This window comes from Paenibacillus sp. FSL H8-0259 (assembly GCF_037963255.1).
Taxonomy (GTDB): domain Bacteria; phylum Bacillota; class Bacilli; order Paenibacillales; family Paenibacillaceae; genus Paenibacillus_AQ; species Paenibacillus_AQ phytohabitans.
The window spans coordinates 5,282,890-5,298,013 of sequence record NZ_CP150147.1 but is presented as its reverse complement, the minus strand read 5'-3'; the positions used below and the strand labels follow the sequence as shown (position 1 = coordinate 5,298,013).

Here is a 15,124-nt window from a genome sequence, read left to right as displayed (position 1 = left end):
TTTGAATATAACTGATTCTAAAGATCTACTCTTAGGTGATATAAGTATATATCGTTCGGGCTAGACAGAAAAGGCAGGAGTATCGGTTTATTTACATAAGATGGACGCATATGCCCGTATACATAACGACCCATCAGGCGGAGTGTTTTTACCGGTGCGTTCGGCAGCCATCTTTTCTGCATGCTCGTTTCATATCAAACTTAAGAACGGGGGCTTCTGGGAAATGGTGAAAAAAAGAACAAGTCTGGCAATTGTAATAATCATGCTGTTTGTGCAGTATGCCTACGGACTGGGGTTCACCCAGCAGGTTAAAGCGGAGGGAATCGAGCAGGACAGAGATATTATTACCAGTGTATCAATGGCTGTGTATGGGCCGGACGGACAGACCGTAACAGGTAGTGTATATGATGTGGACTCTACTGTTACGCTGGATTATACCTGGTCGCTTCCCAACGGGCACGGATATACTCAGGGAGATAGCTTCACCTTCCAGCTTCCTGAGCAATTCGAGCTGTTCAATGATATCCAGGGCGGTCTTGTGTCCGACGATGGAGATGTCGGGACGTTCACAGTGAGCCAGTCGACACATCAGATAGTCATGACCTTCAACGACTACATTGAGAGTCATGACAACGTACAAGGAACCCTGCGGATTAATACCAAATTCGATAAACAGGTGATAAGCGGCAGTACGGTTCAGCAGATTCTATTCCCCGTAAACGGCGGGGTACAGACCATTAGCGTGGCATTTAAGCCATCTGTGGGTTCGACGATTGAGAAAAAAGGTATGTCCAGCGGCTTCAATGCTGATCATATCTTCTGGACGGTGGATGTCAATAAGAAGCTGGAACCGGTCAGCAATGCGGTGGTGACAGACCCTGTTCCTGCGGGATTGTCGCTGGACAGCACGGTAACCCTTGCAGTGTACCAGCTGAATGTTCTGCTTGACGGTACAGTGACTCAAGGCCAGCTTGTAGACAGCAGCCAATATACCGCTGACGTTTCCGGCGGTGAACTTGTTCTCCGCTTCACAGACCCTGTAATCACAGGTGCGTACCGCATTGCCTATACAACACAGGTAGTCAGCGACAGTCTGACCAGCTTCACGAATACCGCTACCTTCACGGGTGATGGACGTGATCCGGTAAGCAGCTCGGCTACAGTCGTTATTGAACGCGGAGGAAGCATCAAGAAGAAGGCAGCCAGCTATGAGTGGGGGAAGCAGACTATCAGCTGGGCTATTGAATACAACTACAATAAACGCACGATCTCTGCAGAGAATGCGGTGTTGACAGATGTATTCAATCATTCCCAGCAGCTGGTTGCAGACTCGCTGCGGATTTATCCGGTGACGCTGGATTCTGCAGGAGGAGCTACGAAAGGGACGGCTCTAACCGCAGGTGCAGACTATACAGTAACGCCGGTTGTTGAAGGCACAAACGCCGGATTCAAACTGGAGTTTGCAGATGCTGTGACCTCTGCATATCTGATCGAATATAAGACCACAGCAGTAGACCGCGTATTCAGCGATACCACTATTACCAACACTGTCTCAGACAGTACTTATAGCGATAAGGCTACACAGCTTATCCGGCCGGCCATCATTTATAAGAATTTGTCAGGAGTCAACTACGCCACCCATGTAACGGATTGGAAGATTACGCTGAACGGCGATAATTATCCGATGAGCCAGGTAGTGGTTACGGATAGTTTCCCGTACGGCGGCCAGAAGTTTATCGCGGGTTCACTGGTCGTACGCAATGAAGCCGGCACCGTGCTTAATGCTTCAGCGTATACACTGATTGCCGGTTCACCGGCACAGCCTAACGAAGGCTTCAAGGTGAAATTCAATTCACCGATCAGCGGCACATACACAATTAGTTATCAGACTGAATTCAGTAATGACTGGCTTACAGGTACTACAGATAATTTCATTAACGTAGCGCGGATTGACTGGAAGGACAGCGCGAATAACGCCCAATGGACAGAAGCCAGAGGGCAGTTCATTCCGGGTCCTGAGGTGAAGAACAACGGCTTCAAATCCGGGGCATATGATGCGTCTGCCAAAGAGATTACCTGGACAGTGGGCGTCAATTACAACAGTAAGGCTATTGCTGATCCCCGGGTAACAGACATACTGAACGCGGGACAGTCACTGGTGCCGGGTTCACTGAAAGTGTACCGGATGAATATTGCTCCTGGAGGGGCTCACAGCTTCGGCACCGAACTTGCCGCCAGCTCCTATAGCTACACTGTCGGAAGCGGGAATGAGCTTCAGGTGGATTTTGACAATGCGATCAATTCGCCTTACTATGTTGTATTCAAAACAAGCCTTGCAGGGCAGTTGATTGGTACCACAGTTGCTAACACAGCTAATCTGCTGGATGGCACCAAGAAGGTCTCAAAAGCTCTGAAGGCCTCGGTAGATATTCCGCATGGCGACGAATATGTATTCAAAGACGGCGTTCAGAACGGTGATAAGCTGCAGTGGACGATCGCTATTAACCGGACACAGTCCCATGTGAAGGATGCCGTTATTACAGATGTGCCAAGTACCAATCAGATTCTGCTGCCGGACACGTTCCATCTGTACCGGACAGTTACAGCCGTGAATGGTGATGTAACGAAGAGCGGACCTGAGCTTGTAAAGGATACGGACTACACCTTGAATATCAGTGCTGATGCAGAGGGTAAGCAGACCTTCGTGCTTAGCTTCCTCCAGGATATCCATTCCGCATATGTGCTTGAATATCAATCACTGATCGTAGCGAATACGGGGGATAAGCTGGTCAATACCGTTAACTTCAGCGGTAATAATGTCGTACTGGTCAACAAGGATACCAGTAAAGAGATCATAGTCGGCGTATCCAGCGGCTCGGGAACAGGCAGCGGGGTCAGAGGAACGCTGAATGTCCACAAAATTGATGCAGGTGACAGCACCAAAGCACTTGCCGGTGCCACCTTTGAATTGTACCGCCTGAATGGCAGCGATCGTGTGCTTGTGAATACCCGGACTACGGATGCAGCGGGCAATGCAGTATTCAACAATATCTGGCTGGGCAGCTATGTCCTGATTGAAACTGCAGCACCGGCAGGTTATGTGTTAGATACAAGTGAGCATGCGGTCACCATCGGTTCATCCGCAGCAGTGAATCTGACCGTAGCGAATACTCCTGCGGAGCAGCCGACAGCCACGCCAACGCCAATACCGACGGCCACCATTGCGCCGACAGAAGCACCGACAGCCACACCGCTTCCAACGGTACCGCCTGTAGAGACAGCTGGGCCAACGGCTGCTCCAACGGCAACGAATGGACCGGAGGCGACGCCTAATCCTACAGCACCGCCAGTCACACCTGATATTACGCCGGTACCAACACCGGCGGGCACGGTGGTTCCGGGGATCATTATCGATGATCTGGAAATCCCGGCAGGTCCAGGCTTACCCGCAACAGCGCAGCCATCTGCGCCGGTAGCCGTGGTTACACCTGCACCAGTCACGCCGGCACCGGAAGTGCCGGTTGATGAGGACATTCCGCTCGGCGGTGTTGATATTGAAGATGAAGACATCCCGCAAGGGACGGTCACGGCAACAGACTCCGGCGGAACACTGCCGCAGACTGGAGAGAACAGCCCGCTGCCGATCTATATGGCAGGACTCGGTTTGATCCTGATCGGGTTCGTATTACACCGGGTGTTCAGACGGAACCGGAATCAGGGATAAACGGTAGTTAAACAGGACAGCTGATCATAGGATCAGCCTTCACCAAGAGCAGGCGGCAGAAAATAGCTGCCTGCTCTTTTTGCCGTGACTTAAGAAAGGCTTAGAATAGATTGGTCATCTGCGGCGGAAATGCTATAATTACTAAAATTCAAAGTTTCGGAGGGATGCAGCAATGTCCATGTGGAAGGAATTCAAAAGCTTCGCCATGAAGGGGAATGTGCTTGATCTGGCAGTGGCGGTTGTAATCGGGGCGGCTTTCGGCAAAATTGTTACTTCTTTGGTTAGTGACATCATTATGCCGCTTATCGGCTTAATAAGTGGAGATACCAATCTGAAGGAGCTTCATCTGGGCAGCGGAGAAGCCGCCGTGAAGTACGGCCTGTTCTTACAGTCCGTACTGGACTTCTTCATTATTTCATTCTCTATCTTTCTGGTAGTGAAGCTGACCAGCAGATTCAGACGCAAGGAAACTGTTAAAGTCGAAGTTGTCGAGCCCCCTGCTCCGGCACCGGAGGTTGCGCTGCTGATCGAAATTCGTGATTTGCTTAGAGCGGACAAGCAGCGGGAGTCAGGGAATTAAGGGAACTAAGTTACATAAATAAAGTAAATTTCCGAAACACACTTGCATTTCCCGCACGTAAGTGATAATTTTGTTGTAGGCAAAACTTATTATTCAACTGAATATATCAATCCTTCAGGGCAGGGTGTAATTCCCTACCGGCGGTGATGCTGTTAGATTGGCTGTTTCTGGCCAGTTCTGCTGCTCAGTCCGCTACCCGATCCGTATGCTGATGGTACGGACGGTGGACCTGGTGCAATTCCGGGACCGACAGTATAGTCTGGATGGAAGAAGGAGAGATTGACGTGCTGTGCTTATATAGGCGGCCGTGCTGCAGTATTTTCGAACATTACGTGCGAATTTTCACAATGCCATAAATCCGGCGTTTATTTACGCACCTATTTTTTGAGCTGCTGATACCTCTCGTATATCCCGTCTTGAACTCCTCCTGGAGATTGAGACGGGTTTTTCTGTTTAAACTGTGCACATTATGAATATAGCCGGCTGATTGGAGGGAAGTCACATGGATAAGATGAATGATGAGTTCTATATGTCTCTTGCGCTGGACATGGCGGAAAGGGCTCAAGGACAGACCGGAATCAATCCCGTGGTCGGATGTGTTGTTGTGAAGGATGGTGCCATGATCGGGATCGGCACCCATCTGCAGCGCGGTACCGGGCATGCTGAGGTTCATGCGCTCAATATGGCTGCTGGCAAGGCACAGGGAAGCACAGCGTATGTTACGCTCGAGCCCTGCAGCCATTATGGCATCACGCCTCCCTGCAGCCAGCGCCTGATCGATGAAGGGGTTGCAAGGGTTGTCGTTGCCTGTGAAGATCCTAATCCGCAGGTTGCAGGCCGCGGGATTGAAATGCTGCGCGGGCAGGGCATAGAGGTTGAGGTAGGCCTGCTTCGGAGCCGCGCTATCCGGCTGAATGAGAAGTTTATCAAGTACATTCTGACGAAGCAGCCTTTCATTACACTGAAGAGCGCCAGCACCTTGGACGGCAAAATTGCCACCCGCACAGGGGACAGCAAATGGATATCGAATGATGAATCCCGGGAGCTAGTACATACCCTGCGCCACCGCCATCAGGGAATCATGGTCGGGGTGAATACGGTGATTGCCGATAACCCTTCGCTGACGACCAGGCTGAATGTGCCCGGGCTCAATCCAATCAGGATTATCATCGACTCTACACTGAGGCTGCCTCTGGAGAGCGCCGTTGTCATTGACGGACTGGCACCTACGGTGGTCGTTACCACTGAAGCGGGTGATCCGGCGCGGAAGGCAGCACTACTCGCTGCGGGTGTTCAGGTTGTTGCCGCAGGCAGCGGACCGCGTGTCGATCTGCAGGCCGCGATGACAGCATTGGGCGGAATGGAGATCGGTTCGATCCTGCTCGAAGGCGGCGGTACGCTGAACGGTGCGATGCTGGAGCAGGGACTGGTTGACCGCGTGGTTCTCTTCTTCGCTCCGAAGATTGTCGGAGGCGGCGCCGCTGCTGCAGGTACCTTCGACTTTCCGGGTGTGGAACTGATGCGGGATGCCATTACGCTCGAAGGATTGGAAGTGGAAGTGCTCGGGGATAATGTCTGTATCAGCGGTACCCCGGCGCGCTAACAACGGATAAGATCAAGAAATCGGGTGGCGGGCAGCGGCGGAAGTCCAAATGCTCACCGCCGTGACGAGTATGCTTCAAGCTCAAATCTTAAGTGCGTCTTATATAGTTATGAAGGAGGGATAGTATGTTCACCGGCCTGATTGAAGAGGTGGGTATCCTCCGCAGCGTCACCAGCGGAGGGGAGATGATGGTGCTGAATATCGGCGCCTCCCTCATTATGGGGGATCTGAAGATTGGCGACAGCGTCTCCGTCAATGGGGTCTGCCTTACAGCCACATCCATAGGCGACCATTATTTCACGGTTGATGTGATGCCTCAGACCTACCGCAACAGCAATCTCAGAAACTTACGGCCCGGGGGCAAAATGAACCTGGAGCGCGCGATGGCAGCGGGCGGACGGTTCGGCGGGCATATTGTCCAGGGTCATGTGGATGGAACCGGCGAGATCCGCAGCGTGAAGCGTGATCAGAATGCGGTCGTGTTCGAAATTGCGCCGGACCGTAAATCGCTGTTTAAGTACATCATCCCCAAAGGCTCCATTACGATTGACGGCATCAGCCTCACCGTAGTGGATACAGAGTCGTCCACGTTCACTGTCTCTATCATTCCCCACACCCTTGGAGAAACGGTGCTGGCCCATAAACGGCCGGGTGACAGTATCAATATCGAATGTGATGTGCTGGGCAAGTATGTGGATCATCTGCTGCATTATGGCTCACGTTCCGGCGATGAAGAAGATAAGAAGAGCTCGAAGATCAGCCACGATTTTCTGGCGGCCAACGGGTTTGTATAATTAAAGATTAGGCATACGGCAGCCGGTAAGGCAGCGTACAGCCATCAGGAGGACAGTAACATGAGCCAGCAAGACAAGAAGGACAGCGTCCTGGACCCGATTGAGGATGCGATTTATGATTTGATGCGCGGGAAGGTGATCATCGTTGTCGATGATGAGGACCGCGAGAATGAAGGAGACTTCATCGCCCTTGCCGAACGGGCAACCCCTGAAGTTATTAACTTCATGATTACCGAGGGACGCGGACTGGTCTGCGTGCCGATTACCGCGGAACGTGCAGAGGAACTGGATCTGCAGCCGATGGTGGCCCAGAATACCGATAACCACGGCACCGCTTTTACCGTATCGATTGACCACAAGGATACCACTACCGGTATTTCCGCCGGGGAAAGATCCATGACCATCAAGGCGATGCTGGACCCGAATGCGAAGCCTTCTGACTTCCGCAGACCGGGCCACATGTTCCCGCTGATCGCGAAGAAGGGCGGGGTATTGCGGCGTTCAGGCCATACGGAAGCTGCTGTAGATCTGGCCCGCATGTGCGGCGCCTATCCGGCGAGCGTCATCTGCGAAGTGGTGAAGGTTGACGGCACGATGGCCCGCCTGCCTGACCTGATTGAGATCGCGAAGAAACATGATCTCAAGCTGATCAGCATCAAGGACCTCATTCACTACCGTAATGAGAAGGAGCATCTGGTTACGCGCGAGGTTGCGGTGAATCTGCCGACTGATTTCGGTGATTTCCAGACGATTGCCTACACGAATGAAGTGGATGATAAAGAGCATGTTGCTCTGGTAAAAGGTGATATCTCCGGTGACGAGCCGGTGCTGGTGCGTGTGCATTCCGAGTGCCTGACCGGCGATGTATTCCATTCCCACCGCTGCGACTGCGGCCCGCAGTTTGAAGCGGCGCTGCGCCAGATTGAAGAAGCAGGCCGAGGGGTGCTGCTCTATATGCGCCAGGAAGGCCGGGGGATTGGCCTGATCAATAAGCTGCGTGCTTACAAGCTGCAGGAAGAAGGATTGGATACGGTAGATGCCAACCTGAAGCTGGGCTTCGCGGCAGATCTGCGTGATTACGGCATCGGTGCACAGATTCTCAAGGATCTGGGCATCCGCCAGATCAGACTGCTGACCAACAATCCGCGCAAGATCAAAGGGCTTGAAGGCTACGGCCTTGAAGTGGTGGAGCGCGTGGCGATCCAGATGCCGGAGAACAAGGACAACACTAAGTATCTTCATACGAAGCAGGCCAAGCTTGGCCATCTGCTGACTTTTGACAAGATCGAACAAAACGAGGATTCCAAAATTTAATTATAGAATCACTAACTTATACTTGAAGGGTTGATGAGCATAATGCCGAATTATTTTGAAGGACATTTAGTATCTGAAGGATTGAAATACGGGGTTGTCGTAGGACGTTTCAACGAATTTATTACAAGCAAGCTGCTCTCCGGAGCGCTCGATGCCTTCAAACGCCATGGCGTAGCTGACGATGAAGTGGATGTTGCCTGGGTACCGGGAGTATTCGAAATTCCTCTGATCGCGCAAAAAATGGCCGAAAGCGGCAAGTATGATGCAGTAATCACTCTAGGTACTGTTATTCGCGGATCTACAACACACTATGATTATGTGTGCAATGAAGTTGCCAAGGGCGTTGCGGCCATTAATCTCAAGACAGGTGTTCCGACGATCTTCGGCGTGGTGACGACCGAGAATATCGAACAGGCCATTGAGCGTTCCGGAACCAAAGCGGGCAATAAAGGCTGGGATGCGGCAACTGCTGCCATCGAAATGGCGAACCTGAATAAGCTGTTTAAATAACACCCCTCTTGACGAATCAGCGTAAGTCGTGCTTATTTATATGTATGAGAAGAAAGCATGAACATAAGGAGCTGCGAGGAAATTAGTATCCGCTTTTGATGACAAGTCTCCATGGGTTTGGGAGTTTTGTCATCAAATTAGCGGTACTTTATTTCGCCGCAGTCTCAAGGATCTTTCTACTTGTGTAGCGTCCGTGCGGCGCTGCACTTTACTTTTTTTGGGCTGGAGGAAACCGCGTGACTGTATTGTACAAGCTGGAGACGTTCGAAGGTCCGCTCGATCTGCTCTTGCATTTGATTGACAAAGCGGAAATCGACATCCAGGACATTCCGGTCAGCGAGATCACCGAGCAGTACATGGAATACCTGCAGGGGATGCAGGAGCTTGAGCTGGATATCACCAGCGAATTTCTGGTTATGGCTGCTACCCTCCTGTCGATCAAGAGCAAGCTGCTGCTGCCGAAGCCGCCGGTGATCGAAATCGAGGATTTCGATTATTACGAGGACGACGGTTATGATCCGCGGGCTGAGCTGGTACAGCGGCTGATTGAATACCGCAAATTCAAGAGCATTGCTGTGCAGCTGCTGGATATGGAGAGCGAGCGCAGCCTGATTTTCACGAAGGAGCCCGAGGATCTGGGCCCCTTTGTTCCTACGCAGACCGATAATACGCTAAAGGGACTGCACACCGCTGATTTGATTGCTGCGTTCCGTAAGGCGCTGAGCAAGGCGGCCCGGAGATCCTCTTATCAGCGGATTACCCGTGATGAGATTTCGGTGAAAGACCGGATTCGTGATGTATCGGAAGCACTGCAGCGTAAGGGGATGGGCGGCAGACTGCGCTTTTCGTCGCTTTTGCATGATGAGATGGCCCGGCATGAGATTGTAGTGACCTTCCTGGCCATTCTGGAGCTGATGAAGATGAAGGCGATTTTCTGCTACCAGGAGAAATTATTTGACGATATTGTGATGGAGTGGAGAGGAGGAGAGGAAGTCAGTGGACTACAACACGCTGAAATCAATTATTGAAGGCCTGCTGTTTCTCTCAGGGGATGAAGGTTTATCCGTGCGCCAGATTGCCGAGATTACCGAACAGCGGCCCGATCTGGCTACACGGGCGCTGGAGGATTTGAAAGACGATTACAGCTCGCAGGGCCGGGGCCTGCAGGTAGTGCAGATCGCCGGGAATTACCGTCTGGCGACACTGCCGGAGCATGCGCAATATTTCGAGCGTCTGGCGTATTCCCCTTCCAGATCATCCCTGTCCCAGGCAGCGCTGGAGACACTTGCTATTGTGGCTTACCGCCAGCCTATTACAAGAGTGGAGATCGAAGAAATCCGCGGGGTGAAGTCGGAACGGGCCATTCATACGCTGGGGAATAAGGATCTGATTCATGAGGTGGGCCGGGCAGAGGCAGTCGGCCGTCCGATCCTGTACGGAACGACCAAGTCCTTCCTGGACAGCTTTGGCCTGGCCAGCCTGAAGGAGCTTCCGGAGCCGTCGAGCTTCGACACCTCAGAGGGCCTGGAAGAAGAGACGCAGCTGCTGTTCAGCAAGCTGGACAGCCAGATGACCTTTGAAGAGGTAGAGACAGAATAAACGCAGCGGATACGCGCTGTTCCAGCAATGCCGTTGTCCCCGCCGGGACAGCGGCATTTTTTTTGGCGCAGAATCTTTTGGAGATGTTTGCTGAAATGCCGAATTTTATCCAGCGGGATTTGCCATACTAAACCAGAGGCTCCACTATTCACATTACCTGAGGCTGCTTGGAGGTTACGATTGTGACGTTATGGCTTGTAATACCCTTATCCCTGCTGCTGCTGGTTATTCTGCTGTGCCTGCTGGTTCTGGCTTCATCGATTCATTTTCATTTCCGTCTATGCAGGCTGGGAAAGGATGACCGTATTGAATTTGATATCAAAGCTGTATACGGGCTGGTCAAATTCCATTATGAGCTGCCTGCGCTGGTTTTTGACAGCCTTGAACAAGGCATTAAGGTTAAGCTCGAAAAAAGCGGAATCGCCCCGGTGAAAATGGACAGCGACAAAGAAGAAAAAATCGACCGGGAATCCGTGACGGAATGGTTAAAGAACATCCGTACTGCACTCAAGGCAACCCGCGGTCTCAAAAAATGGCTGGTTGGCACATTATCGCATGTCCGGATTACCAAGCTGGACTGGTCCACGGATTTCTCGCTGGGCGATGCGGCAGATACGGCAACCGCGGCTGGCGCTTTATGGGGAATGAAGTGGACCATGATCGGCTGGGTGTCACATTTCGTCAGACTGCAGCGGAATCCGCGGATGTTCGTTGCCCCGGTGTTCAGCGACGAGCCTTGTTTCTCAACGGAAGCGGTCTGCACAGGCAAGCTTTCTGCAGGCTATGCTTTTTATGCGGGACTGTTATTATTGCGGCGTGTTTCGAAGGTGGAAGGCGGCCTCGGGAGATGGAAGAAACTGCTTAGCCGGGGCCAGTGATAAAAAGACTACATACTCCCTTCCATAGTGGGCAAGATAAGACTGCAGGTACACTTATATACACACGAGGAGGAGAAAAACAATGTCAGATCATCCTATTCAAGGTCTCATGCAGACGGCTATGGAAAATATCAAAGGCATGGTGGATGTAAATACCATTGTCGGAGATCCAGTAGAAACACCAGATGGCAGTATCATTCTGCCGATCAGTAAAGTCGCGTTCGGTTTTGCCGCAGGCGGCAGTGACTTCCGGGTGGAAGACGATGCTCCGGGTGTAAACGGCAGTGGAACCGGAGTCAAAATGCTTCCCTTCGGGGGCGGTAGCGGGGGCGGTGTATCCATACGGCCAATCGCTTTTCTGGTAGTGGGCAGGGATGGGGTACATATTGTGCCGCTTGACAATCAAACCCATCTGTTCGAGAAAATTATTGATGCAACACCTAACCTGATCGATAAAATCCAGAATATGTTCCAGCCGAACGGCATGCCGTTGGGGGCAGACGCAGCGGGTACCACGGTGACCAAAACCGTAGTGAAGACCGAGCCGGATACGCATTCATCAGCACACTAACACACCGGCAGAAGGCGGCAGGATAAGAATAAGCAGGGGTATCGCCTTTCAAAGGTGATATCCCTTTTTTGACGGACAGAAGCGGATGGGACATACCAGTCCCCCGTACCGCATACACTTGTACAACCAGGCAAGACGGAAGAACCGCTGCCCTAGACCTGATAAGAAGCCGGAGGATGAACATGAAGACATTAACCCGAAAATCGTTGATTTCCTTAATATTGTGTTTACTGCTGCTTGCACTGGTGCCGCTGTCTTCTATCCGTGCTGAGAATAGTTCCATATCCACTCATGCCAGAGCGGCGGCGCTGATTGATGTGGAGTCGGGAAGACTTCTATATAGCAGCCGCGGGGATGAGCCGATGCTGATTGCCAGCTTGACCAAAATAATGACAGCACTTGTAGCGATAGAGAACGGTGACTTGACCTCAAAGGTCAAGGTCGGCAAAAATGCTTTTGCCAAGGAAGGTTCTTCGCTGTATCTGAAGCAGGGCGAAGAAATGACGCTGGAGGATATGCTGTACGGATTAATGCTGCGTTCGGGTAATGATGCGGCCACCGCGATTGCCGAGCATGTCGGAGGCTCCGAGCAGGGCTTCGTCTATCTGATGAATGCCAAGGCGGAGGCGCTTAACTTAACCCATACGCATTTTGCCAATCCGCACGGGCTCGATGCCGAAGGACACTACTCCAGCGCAAATGATCTGGCTGTATTGACTGCTTACGCGATGCATAACCCTGTGTTCAAGGAGATTGTAGCTACCAAAGAGAAGACGGCGGACAATCCGTATGAGAAATGGGATTACAAGTGGAGCAATAAAAATAAAATGCTGCGCCTCTACGAAGGGGCGGACGGTGTGAAGACGGGTTATACCAAAAAAGCGCTCCGCTGCCTGGTCAGCTCCGCTACCCGAAACGGCCAGCAGCTTGTCGCTGTTACGCTGAATGACGGCAATGACTGGAATGACCATTCGGCGCTGCTGGATTTCGGCTTCAACCACTATCCGCTCAAAACATTAGTGGAACGCGGAGAAAGCGTCAGCGGCTACCCCCTGGTGACCGGCAAGGATTTCGCCTATCCGCTCGGACAAGGGGAAGAGGCAAGGCTTGTTACCAAGCTGGTATTAAGCGAAGAAAAGAGTGCCGCAGGAACAGAGGCGCGTGCCAGTGCCGGCACTAAGACCAGCACCAACACCAGCAGCTTCGGGCTGAAGGGTGTAATTATAATGCAGCTGGGCGGCAAGGAAATCGGCCGGGTTCCGGTGTATACGCCAAGCCAGCTGCCGCCGGAAACATCACCCTATGAGAAGAAATACAGTCCTGCGGGAGGTACGGCTTATCCGGCGGACAACTGGCTGCAGGCATTCGGCAGCGCGCTGCGTGCTTTGTTCAAGAGTGGCGAAGAGCACAGATAGTTGTACAATGTGCAATTAAAAACAGCGAAAAGGTAGGCTTACAACTTTTAACTGTATTCTGTACAACTAAATATGCCCTAATCGCTGGAAATCATCTACAACTGGCAGTTTAATTGCACGAAATACAACTAAACGGATAATAGGTTGAGAATCAGACGTTTTAGTTGTATAAAGTGCAATTAAGCCTCCAGCATATACCGTAGTATGGTCACTGCAAACCCTCCGCAAGCGATTTTACCAATAAGTTTCACTACTTGAAAGCTGACGCTAAACCAATGCTCAACTAGCACTCAACAAGCATTCAACTTGCAGTCAACTAGTACTCAAGTAGCGCTCACTTAGCATTCAACAAGCTCCGTAGTCAGACCTTCTTATCGTATCTTGCTCATGCCGTGAGGGGCATTAGGCGGAGAAAAGGCATCTGTTAATGCGGAAAGCTGAATATTCGATGACGTAGCAGTTGGATAAACAACACTTAATTTCATTTAAATTGGAAGATCACTAGGGTATGGGTGGAATTAAGCAGCAAAAAACCATCTAAAAACCATAAAGCAGCTGAAATCCGGAGAATAAGTAACATAAATCCCACTACTCCATCCGCAAAATATATCGTTAAGTAAGAAGCCATACTCAGACAGTAGCATTTGTACAGATATACTTTAATCAGCATTTCAAAGTGGGCTATGCAGAGAACTAGGGCAGGTAAGAAGAAATAGAGCTGGAGGAGGGGATAAGCATGTTAAATGGTATCTGGCTGGGGATGATCCTGATCGGGTTTGTATTTGCGGCGGTAAACGGACGGATGAACGAATTCACAGCTGCCGTGTTTGACGGTGCCAAAAGCGGGGTCACCGTAAGCTTCGGGCTGATCAGTGTGCTGGTGTTCTGGCTGGGGATTATGCGGATTGCGGAGGATGCAGACCTGCTGAAGAAAATCTCCAGAGTATTGGGACCGGTAGTATCGTTTCTTTTTCCGGATGTGCCCAAAGGCCATCCTGCGATCGGCTATATCCTCTCCAATATGAGCGCCAACCTGCTGGGACTTGGAAATGCCGCTACACCCATGGGCATTAAGGCAATGCAGGAGCTGCAGACACTCAACCCGGATAAGGAAACAGCAACGCCCGCCATGTGTACCCTGCTTGCTCTGAACACTGCCAGTATCACGCTGATTCCGGCAACTCTGATTGCGATCCGGCTGAATTACGGATCGGCTGACCCGGCGGCAATCGTCGGCACCACGCTGGCGGCGACGGCGGTGGCTACTCTTGCCGCCATTGCTGCGGACAGGCTGTGCCGCCGCCTGGCACTGCTGCGCAGGCCGCCCGGACCGCCGCCTGCGATAAGGTCCGGCACCGCTGCAGCGAAAGGGAGTGCTACGCTCCCGCATTCTTCAGTGAAAGGGTGAGCTTTCCGTGTTCCAGTTAATCAGTCTAATATCCGCCTGGGCAATTCCGGTAATGGTCACCTTTATTCCGCTGTATGCTTTCTCCCGCAAGGTTCCGGTCTACGAATCTTTCGTGGAAGGTGCGAAAGACGGATTCGGCACAGCCATTGCGATTATCCCCCATCTGGTTGGCATGCTGGTGGCGATCAGTGTCTTCCGCGCTTCGGGTGCGCTGGACTTCCTGATGGGCTTTGTAAGCCCTCTTGTACAAAGTCTTGGGATTCCTGCTGAAGTCCTCCCGCTCGGTCTCCTGCGCCCTCTGACGGGCACTGGATCACTTGCCTATACTACAGATCTGATCCGGGTCCACGGCCCGGACTCATTGATAGGCATGATTGCTTCTACTATACAGGGCAGCACGGATACAACCTTATATGTGCTGACTGTTTATTTCGGCGCTGTAGGGATCCGCAACGGCCGTTATGCCCTTAAGGTGGGCTTGTTCTCGGATGTCGTTGGCTTTATCGCTGCTATTGCGGTTTGTCTGCTGGTATTCGGGTAAGAGAGGGGGGATGAATTTGTTTTCATTCATTTGATCCGGCATGCGGCTGACGTTATACGGGAAGAGTGGAAGCGGGAGCAGGACCGGAAAGATCTGGCTCGCAAACTGCTGATTTTATGTGGGGGGGTTATCCTGCTTCTCCTGATTGATTTCCTGGTGCTGAATGTAGGCCGGGAACACGCAGGAA

Annotated in this window: 13 protein-coding genes and 1 riboswitch; all 13 genes read left to right on the top strand. The window is 51.8% G+C overall.

Going from position 1 to position 15,124, the window contains the following annotated elements; all coding sequences use genetic code 11:
- Positions 1–223 precede the first annotated feature (223 nt).
- Complete coding sequence (locus tag NSU01_RS22975; protein WP_076243364.1) at positions 224–3,724, top strand: LPXTG cell wall anchor domain-containing protein; 3,501 nt, start codon at positions 224–226, stop codon at positions 3,722–3,724.
- A 178-nt stretch (positions 3,725–3,902) separates the two neighbouring features.
- Complete coding sequence (gene mscL / locus NSU01_RS22970) at positions 3,903–4,304, top strand: large conductance mechanosensitive channel protein MscL (RefSeq protein WP_179093478.1); 402 nt, start codon at positions 3,903–3,905, stop codon at positions 4,302–4,304.
- 106 nt (positions 4,305–4,410) lie between these two features.
- Positions 4,411–4,583: riboswitch (FMN riboswitch) on the top strand.
- A gap of 223 nt (positions 4,584–4,806) precedes the next feature.
- Positions 4,807–5,907 (top strand): bifunctional diaminohydroxyphosphoribosylaminopyrimidine deaminase/5-amino-6-(5-phosphoribosylamino)uracil reductase RibD, encoded by a 1,101-nt coding sequence (gene ribD, locus NSU01_RS22965; RefSeq protein ID WP_076243362.1) that lies wholly within the window; start codon positions 4,807–4,809, stop codon positions 5,905–5,907.
- A gap of 125 nt (positions 5,908–6,032) precedes the next feature.
- Positions 6,033–6,701, top strand: coding sequence for a riboflavin synthase (gene ribE / locus NSU01_RS22960; RefSeq protein WP_042138655.1), 669 nt, complete (start codon positions 6,033–6,035; stop codon positions 6,699–6,701).
- Positions 6,702–6,761: 60 nt separating this feature from the next.
- On the top strand, positions 6,762–8,015 hold the full coding sequence (locus tag NSU01_RS22955; RefSeq protein ID WP_042138654.1) for a bifunctional 3,4-dihydroxy-2-butanone-4-phosphate synthase/GTP cyclohydrolase II: 1,254 nt from the start codon (positions 6,762–6,764) through the stop codon (positions 8,013–8,015).
- 42 nt (positions 8,016–8,057) lie between these two features.
- A complete protein-coding gene (gene ribE, locus NSU01_RS22950; RefSeq protein ID WP_036727378.1) occupies positions 8,058–8,525 on the top strand; it encodes a 6,7-dimethyl-8-ribityllumazine synthase in 468 nt (155 codons plus the stop codon).
- 236 nt (positions 8,526–8,761) lie between these two features.
- Positions 8,762–9,553, top strand: a complete 792-nt coding sequence (locus tag NSU01_RS22945; RefSeq protein WP_042138653.1) for a segregation/condensation protein A — start codon at positions 8,762–8,764, stop codon at positions 9,551–9,553.
- Positions 9,522–10,124, top strand: coding sequence for an SMC-Scp complex subunit ScpB (gene scpB / locus NSU01_RS22940; protein ID WP_039301691.1), 603 nt, complete (start codon positions 9,522–9,524; stop codon positions 10,122–10,124). Before NSU01_RS22945 ends, scpB begins: the two co-directional genes overlap by 32 nt.
- Before the next feature lie 182 nt (positions 10,125–10,306).
- Entirely contained in the window at positions 10,307–11,002 is a 696-nt protein-coding gene (locus NSU01_RS22935) for a DUF2953 domain-containing protein (protein WP_076243361.1), read from the top strand.
- 82 nt (positions 11,003–11,084) lie between these two features.
- Positions 11,085–11,573 carry a GerW family sporulation protein gene (gene ytfJ / locus NSU01_RS22930; RefSeq protein ID WP_039301696.1) on the top strand — a complete coding sequence of 163 codons (489 nt, stop codon included), beginning with the start codon at positions 11,085–11,087 and terminating at the stop codon, positions 11,571–11,573.
- A 176-nt stretch (positions 11,574–11,749) separates the two neighbouring features.
- Positions 11,750–12,988 (top strand): D-alanyl-D-alanine carboxypeptidase family protein, encoded by a 1,239-nt coding sequence (locus NSU01_RS22925; protein WP_076243360.1) that lies wholly within the window; start codon positions 11,750–11,752, stop codon positions 12,986–12,988.
- A 736-nt stretch (positions 12,989–13,724) separates the two neighbouring features.
- On the top strand, positions 13,725–14,396 hold the full coding sequence (locus NSU01_RS22920; RefSeq protein ID WP_076243359.1) for a nucleoside recognition domain-containing protein: 672 nt from the start codon (positions 13,725–13,727) through the stop codon (positions 14,394–14,396).
- A 7-nt stretch (positions 14,397–14,403) separates the two neighbouring features.
- Positions 14,404–14,937: a spore maturation protein gene (locus NSU01_RS22915; RefSeq protein ID WP_039301703.1), complete on the top strand. Its 534-nt coding sequence runs from the start codon at positions 14,404–14,406 to the stop codon at positions 14,935–14,937.
- The last annotated feature ends 187 nt before the right edge of the window (positions 14,938–15,124 follow it).

Excerpts from the sequence above, each read along its gene's own strand:
- NSU01_RS22975 (WP_076243364.1), top strand. The coding sequence starts at position 224 with ATGGTGAAAAAAAGAACAAGTCTGGCAATTGTAATAATCATGCTGTTT.
- mscL (WP_179093478.1), top strand. The coding sequence starts at position 3,903 with ATGTGGAAGGAATTCAAAAGCTTCGCCATGAAGGGGAATGTGCTTGAT.
- ribD (WP_076243362.1), top strand. The coding sequence starts at position 4,807 with ATGGATAAGATGAATGATGAGTTCTATATGTCTCTTGCGCTGGACATG.
- ribE (WP_042138655.1), top strand. The coding sequence starts at position 6,033 with ATGTTCACCGGCCTGATTGAAGAGGTGGGTATCCTCCGCAGCGTCACC.
- NSU01_RS22955 (WP_042138654.1), top strand. The coding sequence starts at position 6,762 with ATGAGCCAGCAAGACAAGAAGGACAGCGTCCTGGACCCGATTGAGGAT.
- ribE (WP_036727378.1), top strand. The coding sequence starts at position 8,058 with ATGCCGAATTATTTTGAAGGACATTTAGTATCTGAAGGATTGAAATAC.
- ytfJ (WP_039301696.1), top strand. The coding sequence starts at position 11,085 with ATGTCAGATCATCCTATTCAAGGTCTCATGCAGACGGCTATGGAAAAT.
- NSU01_RS22925 (WP_076243360.1), top strand. The coding sequence starts at position 11,750 with ATGAACATGAAGACATTAACCCGAAAATCGTTGATTTCCTTAATATTG.
- NSU01_RS22920 (WP_076243359.1), top strand. The coding sequence starts at position 13,725 with ATGTTAAATGGTATCTGGCTGGGGATGATCCTGATCGGGTTTGTATTT.